This window comes from Kordia aestuariivivens (assembly GCF_014397005.1).
GTDB lineage: Bacteria > Bacteroidota > Bacteroidia > Flavobacteriales > Flavobacteriaceae > Kordia > Kordia aestuariivivens.
Window position 1 is genome coordinate 147,364 of sequence record NZ_JACGWS010000006.1, and the last position, 15,810, is coordinate 163,173.

Annotated in this window: 16 protein-coding genes; 4 read left to right on the top strand and 12 right to left on the bottom strand. The window is 33.4% G+C overall.

The features are described from left to right. Positions 1-19: 19 nt before the first annotated feature. A complete protein-coding gene (locus H2O64_RS11375) occupies positions 20-766 on the bottom strand; it encodes a lysophospholipid acyltransferase family protein (protein ID WP_187562327.1) in 747 nt (248 codons plus the stop codon). 116 nt (positions 767-882) lie between these two features. Here H2O64_RS11375 and trpS point away from each other — a divergent pair, with 116 nt between their 5' ends. Then, positions 883-1,851 carry a tryptophan--tRNA ligase gene (gene trpS / locus H2O64_RS11380; RefSeq protein WP_187562328.1) on the top strand — a complete coding sequence of 323 codons (969 nt, stop codon included), beginning with the start codon at positions 883-885 and terminating at the stop codon, positions 1,849-1,851. A 113-nt stretch (positions 1,852-1,964) separates the two neighbouring features. Here trpS and H2O64_RS11385 read toward each other — a convergent pair whose 3' ends face one another. Continuing rightward, complete coding sequence (locus tag H2O64_RS11385) at positions 1,965-2,903, bottom strand: C1 family peptidase (protein WP_187562329.1); 939 nt, start codon at positions 2,901-2,903, stop codon at positions 1,965-1,967. Positions 2,904-2,974: 71 nt separating this feature from the next. Continuing rightward, a complete protein-coding gene (gene dprA / locus H2O64_RS11390) occupies positions 2,975-4,081 on the bottom strand; it encodes a DNA-processing protein DprA (RefSeq protein WP_187562330.1) in 1,107 nt (368 codons plus the stop codon). 102 nt (positions 4,082-4,183) lie between these two features. Between dprA and H2O64_RS11395 the strand changes: the two genes are divergently transcribed. Together H2O64_RS11395 and H2O64_RS11400 are read left to right on the top strand one after the other, a co-directional pair. After that, positions 4,184-5,131, top strand: a complete 948-nt coding sequence (locus H2O64_RS11395) for an HU domain-containing protein (protein ID WP_187562331.1) — start codon at positions 4,184-4,186, stop codon at positions 5,129-5,131. Positions 5,132-5,591: 460 nt separating this feature from the next. Further along, a complete protein-coding gene (locus H2O64_RS11400) occupies positions 5,592-6,101 on the top strand; it encodes an acyl-CoA thioesterase (protein ID WP_187562332.1) in 510 nt (169 codons plus the stop codon). A 176-nt stretch (positions 6,102-6,277) separates the two neighbouring features. Here the strand turns inward: H2O64_RS11400 and H2O64_RS11405 are convergent, their stop codons facing one another. The 3 genes from H2O64_RS11405 to H2O64_RS11415 all read right to left on the bottom strand — a co-directional run bounded on the left by H2O64_RS11405 (position 6,278) and on the right by H2O64_RS11415 (position 9,331). Then, complete coding sequence (locus H2O64_RS11405; protein ID WP_187562333.1) at positions 6,278-6,457, bottom strand: hypothetical protein; 180 nt, start codon at positions 6,455-6,457, stop codon at positions 6,278-6,280. Positions 6,458-6,585: 128 nt separating this feature from the next. Continuing rightward, positions 6,586-8,565, bottom strand: a complete 1,980-nt coding sequence (locus H2O64_RS11410; RefSeq protein WP_187562334.1) for a tetratricopeptide repeat-containing sensor histidine kinase — start codon at positions 8,563-8,565, stop codon at positions 6,586-6,588. A gap of 31 nt (positions 8,566-8,596) precedes the next feature. Then, positions 8,597-9,331, bottom strand: a complete 735-nt coding sequence (locus H2O64_RS11415; RefSeq protein WP_187562335.1) for a LytR/AlgR family response regulator transcription factor — start codon at positions 9,329-9,331, stop codon at positions 8,597-8,599. Between the two features lie 204 nt (positions 9,332-9,535). Between H2O64_RS11415 and H2O64_RS11420 the strand changes: the two genes are divergently transcribed. Next, on the top strand, positions 9,536-9,673 hold the full coding sequence (locus H2O64_RS11420) for a hypothetical protein (protein WP_187562336.1): 138 nt from the start codon (positions 9,536-9,538) through the stop codon (positions 9,671-9,673). A 111-nt stretch (positions 9,674-9,784) separates the two neighbouring features. Here H2O64_RS11420 and H2O64_RS11425 read toward each other — a convergent pair whose 3' ends face one another. The 6 genes from H2O64_RS11425 to H2O64_RS11450 form a co-directional block, all read right to left on the bottom strand. Next, positions 9,785-10,978: a murein hydrolase activator EnvC family protein gene (locus H2O64_RS11425; RefSeq protein WP_215907156.1), complete on the bottom strand. Its 1,194-nt coding sequence runs from the start codon at positions 10,976-10,978 to the stop codon at positions 9,785-9,787. 38 nt (positions 10,979-11,016) lie between these two features. Then, positions 11,017-11,787 (bottom strand): DUF4292 domain-containing protein, encoded by a 771-nt coding sequence (locus H2O64_RS11430; protein ID WP_235982857.1) that lies wholly within the window; start codon positions 11,785-11,787, stop codon positions 11,017-11,019. Positions 11,788-11,816: 29 nt separating this feature from the next. Next, positions 11,817-12,746, bottom strand: coding sequence for a tetratricopeptide repeat protein (locus tag H2O64_RS11435; RefSeq protein ID WP_187562338.1), 930 nt, complete (start codon positions 12,744-12,746; stop codon positions 11,817-11,819). After that, positions 12,743-13,378 (bottom strand): hypothetical protein, encoded by a 636-nt coding sequence (locus tag H2O64_RS11440; RefSeq protein ID WP_187562339.1) that lies wholly within the window; start codon positions 13,376-13,378, stop codon positions 12,743-12,745. Before H2O64_RS11440 ends, H2O64_RS11435 begins: the two co-directional genes overlap by 4 nt. A gap of 19 nt (positions 13,379-13,397) precedes the next feature. Beyond that, entirely contained in the window at positions 13,398-14,414 is a 1,017-nt protein-coding gene (locus H2O64_RS11445; protein WP_187562340.1) for a sugar phosphate nucleotidyltransferase, read from the bottom strand. Positions 14,415-14,630: 216 nt separating this feature from the next. Beyond that, positions 14,631-15,602: a tetratricopeptide repeat protein gene (locus H2O64_RS11450; RefSeq protein WP_187562341.1), complete on the bottom strand. Its 972-nt coding sequence runs from the start codon at positions 15,600-15,602 to the stop codon at positions 14,631-14,633. Positions 15,603-15,810 lie beyond the last annotated feature (208 nt).

Sequence of the window (15,810 nt, forward strand, 5' to 3'; positions counted from 1 at the left end):
ATTTAAGAAGACGGTTTTTTTATGAAGCGTCGTATGCAGTCAATTCTGCTAAAATAATCTCTCTAGCCGTTTTACTTATTTCCTTTTTATCTTCTACTTTTAATCCTTCCGTAGATAAAAATTTATGAATAGTTACACGCATGCGCCCTGGTGAACCACTAAAAAATGTATACGAAAATCGTTTTTTATTATCGGCAAATGACATCGGCACTACAGGAATTTGGTGTTCTATTGCCAATCGAAATGCACCATCTTTAAACTCGTCCAATAAAATGTGTTCTTCTGGCACTTTCCCTTCCGGGAAGATACAAATACTCATTCCTTGACTGAGACGTTTCTGTGCGCTGTCATAGACTCCTTTTCGGCTTCTTGCGCTTCCTCTATCTACCAAAATACAGGTGCGTTTATAGAAAAATCCAAAAATTGGAATCTTCGCAAGTTCTTTCTTCCCAACAAAAACAAACGGATTTTTAGAAGCTGCCAACATGAGCATAATGTCCGTCATACTGGTATGATTTGCGATCAACATATAACTTTTCCCTTTTACAATTTCCTCTTCACGCTTAAACTTAGGAAAAAAGCCCATTCCGTATAAAATAGGACGTGCCCAAAGGTTTCTTGCAATCCAAAAAAACTGTGGATATAGTTTTTCGCTTGCCGTAAACAACAACAAAAGAGGGAAAAATATAAGTATCGGAATCAATACTAAAAGGTAAAACCAAATGCGCCAAATAAGTATTCCTATGTTTCTAAAAAAAGTGATCATAAGAACCAAAAATACACTAAAGTTTCGAAAATGTGTTCAAAAATTATTTTTATGAAATTTTCAGTAGTGATTTCAAAAGAAGTACATTTGCTTAAATTCAATAATTACGATTACTCATGGCAAGAATACTTACTGGAATTCAAAGCACAGGAACACCACATTTAGGGAATATTTTAGGTGCCATTGTTCCTGCGATAGATATGGCACAAAATGCAGCAAATGACTCATTTTTGTTTATTGCTGATATGCATTCGCTTACGCAGATAAAAGATGGAGAAACACTCCGAGAAAACACATACAGAACTGCCGCAACTTGGTTGGCTTTTGGTTTAGATGTGAATAAAACCGTGTTTTACCGCCAGAGCGATATCCCACAAGTAACCGAACTTTCATGGTATTTGAGTTGTTTTTTTCCATTCAATCGATTGAAATTAGCGCATAGTTTTAAAGACAAAGCCGATCGTTTGGAAGATGTAAATGCTGGATTATTTTCGTACCCAATGTTGATGGCAGCTGATATTTTATTATATGATGCTGAAATTGTCCCCGTAGGGAAAGACCAAGAGCAACATATAGAAATTACACGTAATGTAGCGACGCGTTTTCATGAAAAATTAGGTGAAACTTTTGTCTTGCCTGAAGCTAAAATTCAAGAAGACACAAAACTGATTCCTGGAACCGATGGTGCTAAGATGAGCAAGAGTAAAAATAACGTCATTGATATTTTTCAAACAGATAAAAAACTGCGCAAGCAAATTATGAATATCCAAACGGATAGCACACCGATGGAAGATCCAAAAGATCCTGATACGGATAATGTATTTGCATTGTATAAATTGTTAGCTAGCGAAGCTCAAATCGCAGAAATGCGTCAAAATTATGAAGGTGGAAACTACGGTTATGGACATGCAAAGCAAGCCTTATACGAAGTCGTAGTCGAAAAATTTGCTACAGCACGCGAGCGTTTTAACCATTATATGGAAAACAAAAACGAAATAGACGAAGCTTTAACTATTGGTGCTGAAAAAGCAACAAAAATTGCCAATGAAGTTTTAGCAAGAGTTCGTAAAAAGGTTGGTTATTAATTTCACCTAGAAATATAGCAGAAACGAATTATTTATATAAAAAATGTCATATCGAGTGCAATTGAGCGTTTGTTTTATCTCAATAATACTCGATATGACAAATTGAAAATTAGTTATCTTTTATAGCTTACTTTACTCAAAATCAATGCTTCATAGGCAAATAGTTCATGGAAGTCATAACTTACACGTTCGTATCCAAAAAATCGCCAACCTTTTCCCCACGAATTTTTGATAATAAACCCTTCTGAATCATACCCAATAATGGTAACCACATGACCGCCATAATTATTCGGGTCTTTATCAAGTCTATGATAAGTAAAGTTTTGTGATAGAATTCGTTGATTAATATCTGGATATTCTTTTTTTACTTCTGAATAAAACGCATACGAATTATCTTTCATTAAAACACCATAACCAAAATTGGGTGTAATTGTGGTGTACTTCATGGTTGAATAGTTATTCCAAGCTGGTCTGTATATAGTATAAGAGACTGGAATGGCTTTAATTCCGTTATCTAATAAATATTTTAAGTACCCAACATTTTTACTTTCTTGCAGTCCTAAATATTGATAAGCATCTAACGTAATATATTTTGCAAGTGATTTATATTTATATTCAAAAGATAATGGCCCTGTTGTAGATTCTTTTAACGCTTTAAATAATTCTGAATCGTATTGATCCCACTTTGTAGCTGGCACTTTTGGATATGGTAATTGTCCTTCGGTCAGAATACCGTATTTTGGCAATGAAATAATATATGATTTTAAAAAATTTCCTATCGTAATTTCTCTCTCATTTTTATACTCATCAAATTTATGAGCCGAATACAAAAAATTTTCGCTAATATCTTTTGGCATATTCGGCAACGTTTCTAAAGCTGCTGCTACACCAAACGCACTACAATTATTTCCGTTTCCTTGATCTTTTACTGGAGATTGCGAACTAAGATGAATCGTGCTTACATTTTGACTTGCAGGACTGATCATTGGTTCATTTTGACTCCAAAGGATGTTGATACTTAAAAAAAGTATACAAAAAGAAAGTGATTTCATATTGTTTATTATTAGTTGTTTCCCACTTTAAATATAGCTTTTATTTACTAAACATCAACACTTTACACTTTTTAAACCGCTTCAAATAGCTTTCCAGGCAATGGTTTTACAACTCCTTTCATCTCCATTTGTAATAGCAATGGCGCTACTTTATGAATGGGCAATTTACAAGCCAATGCGATGCTATCTAACACCGTTTGTCCTTTTTCTTGTAAGAAGGAATGAATTGTGGCTTCTTCAGGATTTAAGTCTACAAACAATTGTTTTTGCACAGGTTTAGTTGGCTCAGTTTCCAATTCCCAACCTAATAGATATACAATATCTGCGGCTGATGTTAAGATATGTGCACGTTGCTGTTTAATGAGATTGTTGCAACCAATACTTTGCGTATCGCCAACTCTTCCTGGCACTGCAAATACGTCTCTGTTGTATGAATTGGCAATATGTGCCGTGACCAAACTTCCTCCTTTTTCAGCAGATTCTATGACTATTGTGGCTTGTGTCATTCCAGCAATTAAGCGATTTCGTTTTAAGAAATTTTCACGATCAGGATTGGAAGTGCTCCAAAAATCAGTCACAAAACCACCGTTTTCTTGTATGGAACGTACATATTTTTCATGTACTTTTGGATATATTTGATTCAAGCCGTGCGCTAAACAGCCAACAGTTGGAATGTTATTTTTTAAAGCCGTGCGTTGCGCTACAATATCAATTCCGTAGGCAAAACCAGAAACAATTGTCGGTTGTATTGGCGATAAATCTTCGATTAATTGTTCGCAAAACTTTGTTCCATAGGTTGTTGCTTTTCGTGTACCGACAATGCTAATCATTTTAGAAGCATTCAAATCTACATTGCCTTTTTGAAAGAGTAAAATTGGACTGTCTATGCAATGTTGCAGTCGATTCGGATACGTTTCATCCAAAAAATAATGAACCGTAATTTTTTCTTTTTGAACGAACGCCAGTTCTTTTTCTGCTAATTTTAAATTTTTAGAATTCCGTATGTCCGATAAAGCATACGTACCAATTCCGTCTATTTTGAGTAAATTTTCTTTTGTTTCTTTCAATACAGCTTCTGCACTTCCGCAGTGTCTAATGAGTTTTTTTGCAATTACATCGCCAACTTTCGCTGTTTTTTGAAGTGCTAGCGTGTACAACAATTCTTGTTCAGAATTCATATCAATTTGATTTTCAAAACTAAAGTTACTAGATTTTTTTAATGTTAATAAAAAGTTAGGTAGATATTTTATCCGCGTTATATTTTTTCTAACTTTGTTTCAATGAGATTAGATACATACATAAGCGACCTTTTATATAGATATGAATGTGTAACGGTTCCTAATTTCGGTGCTTTTTTAACGCAGCGAAAAGGAGCGCAAGTACATCATACTACCAATGCATTTTATCCACCTTCAAAAGTAGTTTCGTTCAATGCCCAACTTTCATCAAATGATGGTTTGTTGGTAAAATACATTGCCGACATTACTGGAGAAGAATATGAAAATACCTTGCAAAAAGTATTGGCAACTGTAGCTGAATGGAAACAAACACTGCAAAATGCTGCCATTGTTTCGTTAGAAAATATTGGTGATTTATCATTCAATGTAGAAGGAAATATTCAATTTGAACCTTCGTACCATCTAAATTATTTAACGGCATCATTTGGATTGTCTTCGTTTGTTTCTTCAGAAATTAGCAGAGTTATTACTAAACCAGAAGAAGTTGCGCCTGTAATTGCACAAGAAGAAACAGCCGTAATTCCTTTAGTAGTCACTGAAGAACGCAGCAGGTTTCGTTTTCCATGGAAATATGCAGCGGCAGCAGTCGTTGTTTTTAGTATTGTAGGTGTTTTTGGTCTTAGAGAATACCAATCGCAACAACAAATTGTAGAGCAAAGCAAAGCGCAAGAATCTATCAATGCATACATTCAACAAGCGACGTTTTTCAATAGTAATCCTGTAGAATTGCCTTCTATTACATTACAAGTAGCAAAAGAAGTAAAGAATTATCATGTAGTTGCTGGTGCTTTTAGAATTGAAGAAAACGCACATACCAAAGTAGCGCAATTACAAGCAAATGGTTTTGAAGCGGAATTACTAGGTCAAAACAAATACGGATTACATCAAGTTTCGTATGCAAGTTTTGCAAGTCGTAATGAAGCGACAAATGCTTTAATCAAAATTAAAAAAACGGAAGCTCCAGAAGCTTGGTTGTTAGTAACTGAATAAAAAAATTACACTATATAGTTAGAAAGACTGCTTTTATAGCGGTCTTTTTTTTGCGCTTACGCGAGATAAAACAAATGGTACGACTTTTATAGTTTCTTTATAATTTATTTGAATTAATGTTCAATTTTATAATTACTAGATCAATTTTGGAGTTTATTTTTTCCGCAATATAGCAGATGTTTTTCGTTAAGAATTTTCGAAGCCTTGGAGAAAATTTAGAAAAACATCTGCGGTTTTAGCTTTTTCAGCTAAAAATACCTCTGGAAAAAACGCACTTTCTTTTGTTTCTGTTTTCTTTGTGCGAACAAAGAAAATGAAAATGAGAAATTAAATATTCTCTGGTATATTTAATTATTTTTCTTAGAATCTAAAAATATTAGTAAATAGAATTTAAGTTAATTATTCTCCTTTTTTAATGTCCTAGAAAACGAATCTACGTAACTTTGCAAAAAATTTATTGATGGAAGCAAGACATCCAAAATCATCCACAACTACTATGACCGACTTGGTATTGCCAAGTGAAACAAATCCGTTGAATAATTTATTTGGTGGCGAATTGTTAGCACGTATGGACCGAGCAGCAAGTATTGCAGCACGTAGACATTCGAGAAGAATTGTGGTTACTGCGTCTGTGAATCACGTGGCGTTCAATCGCTCCATTCCTGTGGGAAGTGTGGTTACCGTAGAAGCTAATATTTCACGAGCGTTTAAATCTTCTATGGAGATTTATATTGATGTTTGGATTGAAGATCGCGAATCTGGACTGCGCGATAAAGCCAATGAAGCTATTTATACATTTGTGGCTGTTGATGATACAGGAAGACCTGTAAAAATTCCTGAATTAATTCCTGAAACTAATTTGGAAAAAGAACGCTTTGAAGGCGCTTTGCGCAGACGTCAATTGAGTTTGGTGTTGGCTGGGAAAATGAACCCTAGCGAAGCAACCGAATTGAAAGCGTTGTTTTCTTGATTAGATTCGCTATCGCTCTTGGAGTGTTTTTCTGTTAGACTCTAGCTTTTTCCTGTTAAAAAAATTCGCACTAAGGCAAATATATAGAAGTAAAAAAAAACGAGTTTCTATTCAGTAATCACCAAATAAAAACTCGTTTTAAATATTATCAAATCTAATCTTGTGTAGTAGGTTTATTAAAACAAAGTACATCCTGGACAATTAGATTCTATATAGCAAGAACCTGAAACTGGCTCATCTTGACATGTTTCTTTACATGTGCGACGCCTAGATGGTGGCTCTATACCTCCATTAATATCTGTAAAGTTTGAAATAACTTTTTTACTTAACGATAATTTTTTTAATTGTTTTTTCATGAGTTTTTTAGTTTAAGTTAATACTCAAACTTATCTTTTTATTTTTAGTCATGAAAAAGCATTGAGTCGGAAAGTTGTTCTGATGATCTTTAGTGTTTATTTTATGAGTTTAAGCGAAAAAACGATCATTATTTTATATCGAAATTTCCATATTTTAAAGGAATTGTAAATACTACTGTAGTATTTTCTTCGGTAAGAATTTTGTATTGAATGTCCATTCCATGAACTTTTTGAATGTTTTCAATACGCTGTTTTATAATATCCGTACTCATAGAACGATGCAACATTCCTGATTTTTTTAGCGCAGTGGTGATTCCTTTTCCGTTGTCACTAATTTGGATTCGTAAAAATGCATCTTGTTGATCATACACAATGGTAATGTGTCCGTTTTCAACTTCGGAAATACCATGTAAAATGGCGTTTTCTACAAAAGGTTGAATCAACATCGGTGGAATCATAATTTTTGAAGGGTTCAATTCCTTTGCCAAGGATATCTTGTAAGTGAAATTCGCATTATGATTTAATGATTGCAACGCTAGGTATTTTTCAATAAAATCAACGTCGGCTTCCAACGGAATGAAATCAATATCCGAAGATTCCAAAATGTTTCGCATGAGCGCGCCAAATTTTTGCAGAAATGTAGCAGCAACTTCTTTTTCCTCTTTATAAATATGTCCTTCTATTGCTGTTAATGCGTGAAAGAAAAAGTGTGGATTGAGTTGTGTACGCAAAAATCGTTGTTGTAGTTTTTCTTGATCTAAATTGATGATTGCTTCTTTTAATTTTTGCTTTTGTTGTCGTGTTTTATACCATACAATTCCTAAAATAAGCAAGAGTATGATGAGTCCGGCAATTCCATAAATAATATACGATTGTTGGTGTATTTTTAATTGTTGTAATTCAGATTCTGTATTGAGAAATGTGATTTCTTTTTGTTTTTTATCATTCTCATATTTTTCGGTGATTTCTGCAATTGCTTTTTCTTGAGCTTGATTGTATACAGTATCTTTTAATTTGTTGTGAAGAATTAATAGTTCGTTCGCTTTTTCATAATTTTTTAATTCTTGGTAGGCTTTCGCCAGATCATTCAATACAGGTACTTTTGCCGTTTCCACATTGGTTTCTTCCAGCGCTTTTTCTAAATACGGAATTGCTTTTTTATAGTCTTCAAGCCCTAAATACCCTATTCCTACTGCATGTAAAAATGTGTCTTTAAACTCTGGATAGTTATATAGTTTTTCGAGTTCTAATGCTTTTAAACCATTTTGCACGGCATTTTCGTAGTCTTTTGCTTCTATATAAATATTACCTAACATCGCATGTGTTTTTGGAAGCAAATGATGCTGTTTTTCAACGATACTTAAAGCTTCTGCTTTTTTAGCATATAGAATCGCTTTTGGCAATTCATTTATCTTTTTATAGGTTAATGCTTTGTTGATATCATTATGCACACTTAAGTATATCAATCCAGGGTAATTCCTGTATGTTTTATCAACCAAAGCAATTTTTTCAGCTAAGAGAGTTTCCAGTTTATCTCCGTATTCCAAAGCTCTTTCATAATATCCTAAAGTTGTTAAGAGTCCGCTAATACTGTATAAATTTACATAGTAATTAATTTCGTCTTCTACACCTTCATTTTCATAAATTGCTGTACTCTTATAATAGATTTCTAATGCTTTTTCATACGCTCTTTTGTCTGTGTAGATTTCAGCTAAAGCGGAATAAAATTTAAGCAACGCAAATTTGTTTTCTGGTGTATTTAGTTCTTTTGAATGTTGTTGTATTGTTTCTTCTATAAGTACAACGGCTTCTTCGTATTTTTTTTCGAGTTGAAGTATGTATATTTTTCTACTGATTGCATCAAAATGCATTCTAGAACCTTCCGTGAGCTTCGCATATTTTGCAACATATATTTTACTGCTATCAATATTTCTTCGCGCGTAGAAAGTGATCACACGAATGTAGTACATTCTGTTTTTACTAGTATTAACGTCTGTTAATAGTGTTTTTATACTATCTATTTCACGATATTCTTTAGCCACATTTATTTCTTGACTGCAAAGTAGTATCGGAATTAGAAGGCCAATAATGGCAATGTATATTCGCATTTGGTTATTTTAGAGAAGTAATTAATAATTGTCACATGATGTTCAATTTTTTATACAAGTCTTCTTTAAATGTACGTCCTATGGGAATGTGTATCCGTTCTTGGAGACATAACATTTGTTCTTTTTCATCAATATGTAAAATGTAATTGAGGTTGATTCCGTATAGTCTGTGTACTTGTATAAAGTGAGAATTCAAAGTTTTCATCAATGCTTTTAAAGAGTTTCTTAATTGAAATTCTTTATCGTCTTTATCAACCAATGTGACATAGTTTTTTGAAGTGATTTTTAAAAATTTGATTTCTTTCAGGTTTATTTTTCGCAATTTATAGCCAACTCTTACCGTTAAAAATGTAGTGTTTTCTTGCGTTATAACTTCCTCTTTTGCATTCGAAATTGATTGGCTTTGTTGTTGTAATGCCAATTCAATCGTTGCTTTTAATGTTTCTTTTTCAATTGGTTTTACTAAATACCCTGAAGGATGAATTTGTACTGCTTTTTCTATGATATCACTCGCGATTAATGCGGTAGTATAAATAATTGGTATTGTGGAAAAACTTTTAATGGCATGCGCTAATTGAATTCCATCATTCTCATTTTTCAGGTTGATGTCTAGAAGAATAACATCAGGTTTGTTTGTTTTGATAGCGAGCAATGCTTCTTCAAACGTAGCAGAAATTTTTAGCACTGTATGTCCAATCGCTTTCACCTTTTCTTGCAACGCATACGCATGATTTTGATCGTCTTCAACAATACAGATATTCGCCATTTGTAAACATTTTTTCTGTTTAAATATAGCGTTTTATTTCGGAAAGCTATTTTTTATATGTTTAATGAAATAAACAAAAATCATCCATTTTGCACGATGTGTCCTTTTATTCTGAGTTTTAACTTTGGTATCAAACATAAATCGATAACATTATGAAAAACCAAATTTAAAAGAATTAAGATTAAACAAAAAAGCATCTCTAATTTGAGCTACGAAGCACTTGGCGGGAAAACGTATGAAACTATTGAAACGTATGATGGTTTACTAAGTACAATGGGACCATGTCAAGGAGGTACCAAATGCTGTAATTATGACAATACTTGGCATCCTATGCCAATTTAGTGGTACAACATGCAGAGGTTTTTCAGCCTAAATTGAAGAATAATTATCATAGAAGATCCTGAATTGATCCTGAATCAAGTTCAGCACATGGTTCAGGATGACACGCTAGCGTCACATTCTATACAACCAAGTTTCCGGATTTAAGCGTGTGGTATTTTTGAAGACTGAGAATTTGAGTTCGGTTTTTCCAGTACTTTTGCTGGTATGCATCTTACCAATGGTTTGTTTTTTTGATACTTTATCGCCCGTTTTTACAGAAACCGATTGGAGTCCAAAATAGGTTGTAATGTAACTTCCATGTCTAATTACCACACATTTTACGCCTTCGTTTGTCGTAAACATATAGGTAACTTCTCCGCCATATACAGCTCTAACCGTTTCACCTTTGTTCGTAGCAATGATAACACCATTACTATTTTTAGTCACATTTGGATTGAGTACATCTCGGTACTTTCCGTAACCTCTCGTTTTTGTTCCTTCCGCAACTGGCCAAATATGTTTTCCTTTGTTTGCCGCAAAATTGTTTCCAATAGCTTTGGCTTCTGGTGTTAAAGAGAACGTTTTACTCGATGTTGTTTTTCCTGCTTTTTTGTTAGAACTCGCAATGGCATCACGGATAATTTTATCAATTTGACGATCAATTTCGTCTGCTTGTTGTTGTTTCTTTTTGACTTGCGCCGTGTATTTGCTTGTATCTTTTCGCAACGCGGCTAACATATCACTTTGCATTTTTTTCTCGCCTTCAAGCTCTTTTTGCAAGTTTCTATTTTCTTTAATAAGTGCTTCTTTTTCCTTTTTTTGTGCAGAATAGGTGGTGTTTAATTCTTGTAATTCTTGCGTACGCACCACAATAGCTTCTCCTTGTTTTTTGCGATAGTCCGTGTATTGTTTCATGTATTGCACACGTTTGTAAGCTTGCAAAAAACTTTCTGACGAGAGCAGAAACATCAATCTACTGTTCTCAGATTTGCTTTTGTACGACTTCCGGATCATTGCAGCATAATCCGCTTTTAGCTTCGTTAAATCGCTTCGTAGCTGTCCAATCTTTTTAATGTTGGTATTGATTTGATTTGTCAACAAGTTCGTTTGCTGATTCATCACTTTAATCAAGTCTCTTTTGACACGAATTTTATGATTAATACTTTGCACATCGTCTACAATAAACTTCGTTTTAGACGTGTTTTTGTTAATGAGTTTGTTGATGAGTCGAATTTCTTTCTGCAAACGCAAACGCAAGGCTTCCAATTCTTTCTTTTTGTCTTGCGCCATGCTCATACTGCTTACGAAAAGAAGTAAGAGTACCATGATTTTTGTACAGGTATGTTTGCTAATTATTGACTTCACTAGATTTTGATTTCTTTGTATCCACTTGGGATTTTAAATGGAAAACGCACATTTTCGTTGAATGTTATTTTTCTGTATTCAATTTGAATGGTCGTTTTTTTGTTGACTTCTTCCGCCTTAATTTCAACATTTTTAGGAAATGCTTGTCCTGTTATTTCTTGATATGCTGGATAGTCAATAGTCAACAATCTATTTTTTCCCGATTGTTCTAAACGTTGTTGTTTTACTTTGAAATGAAACGGATCTAGTAGAAATAATCGTTTGAAAAGTTCAAAATCGCGCTTTGGTGTTAACGCGTAGTTTTTGTTTTGTATTACAGAATTGAATCGTTCATTTTTCAAATCAAATAATGCATTTCCAATCAACAAGTTTTGCACTTTTTCAAAATCGAGTTCCGTTCCCAAAAATTTACTGATTAGGCTAAAATCTCCTTCAAAATAGGTATTATCAAGTTTGTTATAGAAACTTACTTTTTGAGGTGTAATGTATACTTTTACTAACGAAAGTGTTGCGCTTAACCAAATTGCTTCGTCCTTTTTCATGCGTAAGCTTAGCGTAAAACTTTCTTGCCTTTTTCCATCATCAAACATTACTTTTAGTTTGCCGCGAATCGTTTTAAATTTTAATGTATTTCTGTAATGATTTTTGATGATATTTTTTGTAGACAAATTGGCTACTTCACCAGAAGACGTAACTATTTTGGAAGATTTACAACCTATTAGAAAAAGCAGTACAATGCTTGTAATGATGATTTGAATTCCGTTTTTCAAGTGCTTGAATTTAGTTCGCGTACGTACGTTTATTGTATTTTTTTACGGTAATATTTTTCCTTTTTTGAATTGCCCATTTGTTTGTAAGCAGTTATAAAGGTTTGATAGAATTCTTTTTCAAGTGTAGTATCATCAATGATATAATCTAAACCAATTTCGAGCATTTCTATCGCTTTCTTGTATTCTTTTAACGCATTTAATGCCTTTGCATTGTATAGGTATAGTTTTGGTTGCGATGGAAAGTCGCTTAAACCTATCTTTACCAATCGTATTGCGTCTGAATATGCTTGGGTTTCCAATGCTTCTTCTATTTGCTCTAAAATTTTACTATTGGCATCAGCTCTTGGTTTTGGTGTTTGATCAATTATTGCTGCAACTTTACCTGAAGGTTGTTTTTTCTTGTTTAATTGCTGCTCTAACACATTTTTCATGTTGGCTGCCGTAAGTGTTAGTCCTCCATTTTTTTCGAGTTTTTCAAGCTCCTTTAATGCTTTTTTATATTCTTGCATTCCTAAGTATACTTTTGCAACTTCTTCTCTAAATTTTGGATTGAGATAGATGACTTTTCTTCCCGTAATTATTGCTTCTTCTCGCTCATTTAATTTGAGTTGCGTATTGAATAACCCAACGAGATACCACTGATTTTGTGGTTTTTTGGTCACAGCTCTTTGAAATGATTCTTTGGCTAGATCATATTCTTTTTGTGAATAATAATTTTTACCCAATTCAAAAGAAATACTCGCATTATCATCTATTTTTTTACATTTTAAAAGTGCATCAATCGCGCGATCATAGTTTTCAATACCACGCTGTTTGAGGGCTTCAAAGAAGTGTTCTTGAAACTCGTCAATGTTTTCTTCTAATGAAATTTCTGCGCTTTCTTCTTCTTGCGCATGTACACACTCAGGAATTGCAAAGAGCATTCCTGAGAGTAAAAGTATGTACATGTATGTTTTCATCTGTTATTAATTTGTTTACAATAATTATACGCTCTTACAACTGTTCTTACATCTTGTTCTCTGTATGATTTGTCTTTTAATTTGGCTACAACTCTTGGACAATCAGCAAAGTATTCTAGCGCTCTTTTTTTAAACGATCTGGAAATCCGCATCGTGATTAAAGGTAGTGCTATTTTTTCACCTTTTTTTAATATATAAAATTCATCAAAATCATTAAAATCATACGTTACTGGTTGTAGCGTTCCTGGAAAAAATACCGCTGACGATGTAGTATAACTTACAGTTCTGGCATATAAGGTTATGTTTCCTTCTGTAATTACTTTAAAAAGCTGGTACATTTTTTCGGAAACAGCAATGTATTGGTAAATAGCAGTTTCTGAATCAGCATAAGTAAAGACAATTTTAGCTACTTGCGTATGATCAAATTTTTCTTTTTTTTCCTTTTTACTTTTTTTGAATCTTACTTTTTGTTTGCCATTAAAAGCAATTAAATCTTTAGAAACTTTTGGAAACTTGATGAGTCCTTCTTTTACGGTTCCATCTTTTAGATAGAGTGTTCCTTCTGTCCAATCGTATTGCGCAAAGGTTTGTAAGCTAAAACACAGACATAAAATAAAAAGTATGTTTTTCATATATTCTACAACTTAATTATTATTCTAACGTAGAATAATCGCCAATGCTGATTTTGGTAAATTTACCATCAAATTTTGCATGGTTTCCAATCATTGCTTCCTCTAAATTAGCGTTTTTTACCGTAGTATTGGTTTGTATTAAGCTATTTTTAAGAGTTACGTTTTCCAATTGTGTGTTATCGCCAATAGAAACATCTGGTCCGACCGTAGAATTTTTGATGATTACATTTTCGCCGATGTAACATGGTGGAATGATTTCTGAGTTGATAATTTGTGCAGAATCTGCCACTAATTTTTCATTATCGGCTTGTAAAAACCCTAGCATTCTTCCGTTGGTTTCAATCGTTACATTTTTGTTTCCGCAGTCCATCCATTCGGCAACTTTTCCAGTAACAAAACGACGTCCTTTACGCATCATTCCTTTGATTCCGTCATTAATTTGGTATTCACCTCCGTGAATTATATTGTTGTCTAATACATGTTGCAATTCTTCTTTTAAAACCGCAACATCTTTGAAGTAATAGATTCCGATTACGGCTAAATCCGATACAAATTCTGCTGGTTTTTCTACCAATTCTACAATTTCGTTGTTGTCATTTAATTTGACAACTCCATACGCTTCTGGCTGGTCTACTTGTTTTACCCAAATAGCTGCATCTGCATCTTTGTCTAAGTTGAAGTCTGCGCGAATTAAGGTATCCGCGTACGCAATCACTGCTGGGCCTGATAGTGAGTCTTTTGCGCACATGATTGCATGACCAGTTCCTAATGGTTGATCTTGACGATAAATACTTGCTTTTGCGCCTAAACTTTCAGCCAATTCCGTTAAACTTGAAACTACATCGTCTCCAAAAAAAGCTGGATCACCTAGTATGAAGGCTACTTCTTCTATTGGCTCGCCTAATACTTTGGCAATGTCAGAGACCAATCTGTGTACAATAGGTTTTCCTGCAATTGGAATTAATGGTTTTGGAACCGTAAGTGAATGTGGACGAAGTCTTGAACCTCTTCCAGCCATAGGGACAATTATTTTCATAGGATGTATGTTTCTTTGTTTATTCTGTTGTGTGTTGTGTGTTGATTTGTTTTTTTACTCTTAACGCTGCACTTTTAACTCTTAACTTTTTTGTTATTTGTTATTTGTTTTCTGTTGATTTGCTTGTTTGTCAATTCGTTTGTTTGTTCCTTCATGTACACTCATAAACTTTTCAACTTATAAACACTTTTTATTTAAGATTTGCTTGTGAATTGTTTATTCTTGTATGTTTATATTATATTTTTTGGCAACTTTTGAAAATGTATCCATCATGTCTTCTTTTTTCATGATACCATATAACATAACGATGATACTTTGTGCGTCTTTGTGGTATGGCGATTTTAGTTCCTTATACATTACATAGGATTTCATCACATTATCTAACGCTTCTTCGTATTGTTTTGTTTCCATGTACATTCTACTGATTCCGTAATATCCTTCAGGATCTTCTGGGTAGATTTCTATGAGTTTTTGATAGCTTTTAATAGCGTCATCATATTTTTTTAGATAGGATTGTGCAATTGGTAAGTTCATCAATGGCACTCTTCCTTTTGGATCTAATTTTAACGATTTTTTGTACGCTTTGATGGAAGCTTTGTAGTTTTCTAACTTGCGATAGGTCAATCCTAAGTTGTCCCAAGCAAACGCAAATTTTTTATCTTTTTTGACCGCTTTTCTATACGCTACAACTGCATTTTCATATTCTCCCTTTTGAGAATATTCTACACCTTCATTGTAATATTCTAAGGCTTTTTCTTTGTCTGATACTGAGTTTTTGTGTTTTGCATCAGATGTCATCAGTAATTTTTTTAATGCATCGCAATTTCGAAGTAAGTATTCTTCTATTTCGTCGTAGTTTTCATCAATGACGATTGTAATGTCTTTGTCACCTCCAACACTTAGCGAATCAATTTTTTTGATGTCTTCCATTTTTTCTAAACTGTCTTTGACTTGTTCGAGCTGTTTTAGAAGTGAATTGGAAACTTGATCTGCTAAAATTCCTGCTGTAATGCAACTTTTTATTTCTTCGTTCTTTTTTGCTTCCTCAAGATATACATCTATTTTGGCGATACATCCGCACGCGTCTTTTGAAATTTCTTTCACCTTTTTTTCAAGTGCTTTATCGTCTTGTGCATGCAGTGCAACACTAGCCAATAAGAATAGACTGAATAGTATTTTTAGTTTCATGTGATGTTTGTTTTTATTTTGTTTTTAGCGACTTGCCTTTAGCTGTTAGCTTTTCTATATTTTTTTGTTGATTTGTTGATTTGTTGTTCGTTGTTCGTTGTTTTGTTATTTGTTAGTTTGAAAAATATCTTTCTCCGTTTAACATTCAACATTTATAGTTTCATAGTACTTCTCGATATTATTTTTATCGAAAATTACTCGAAGTGAC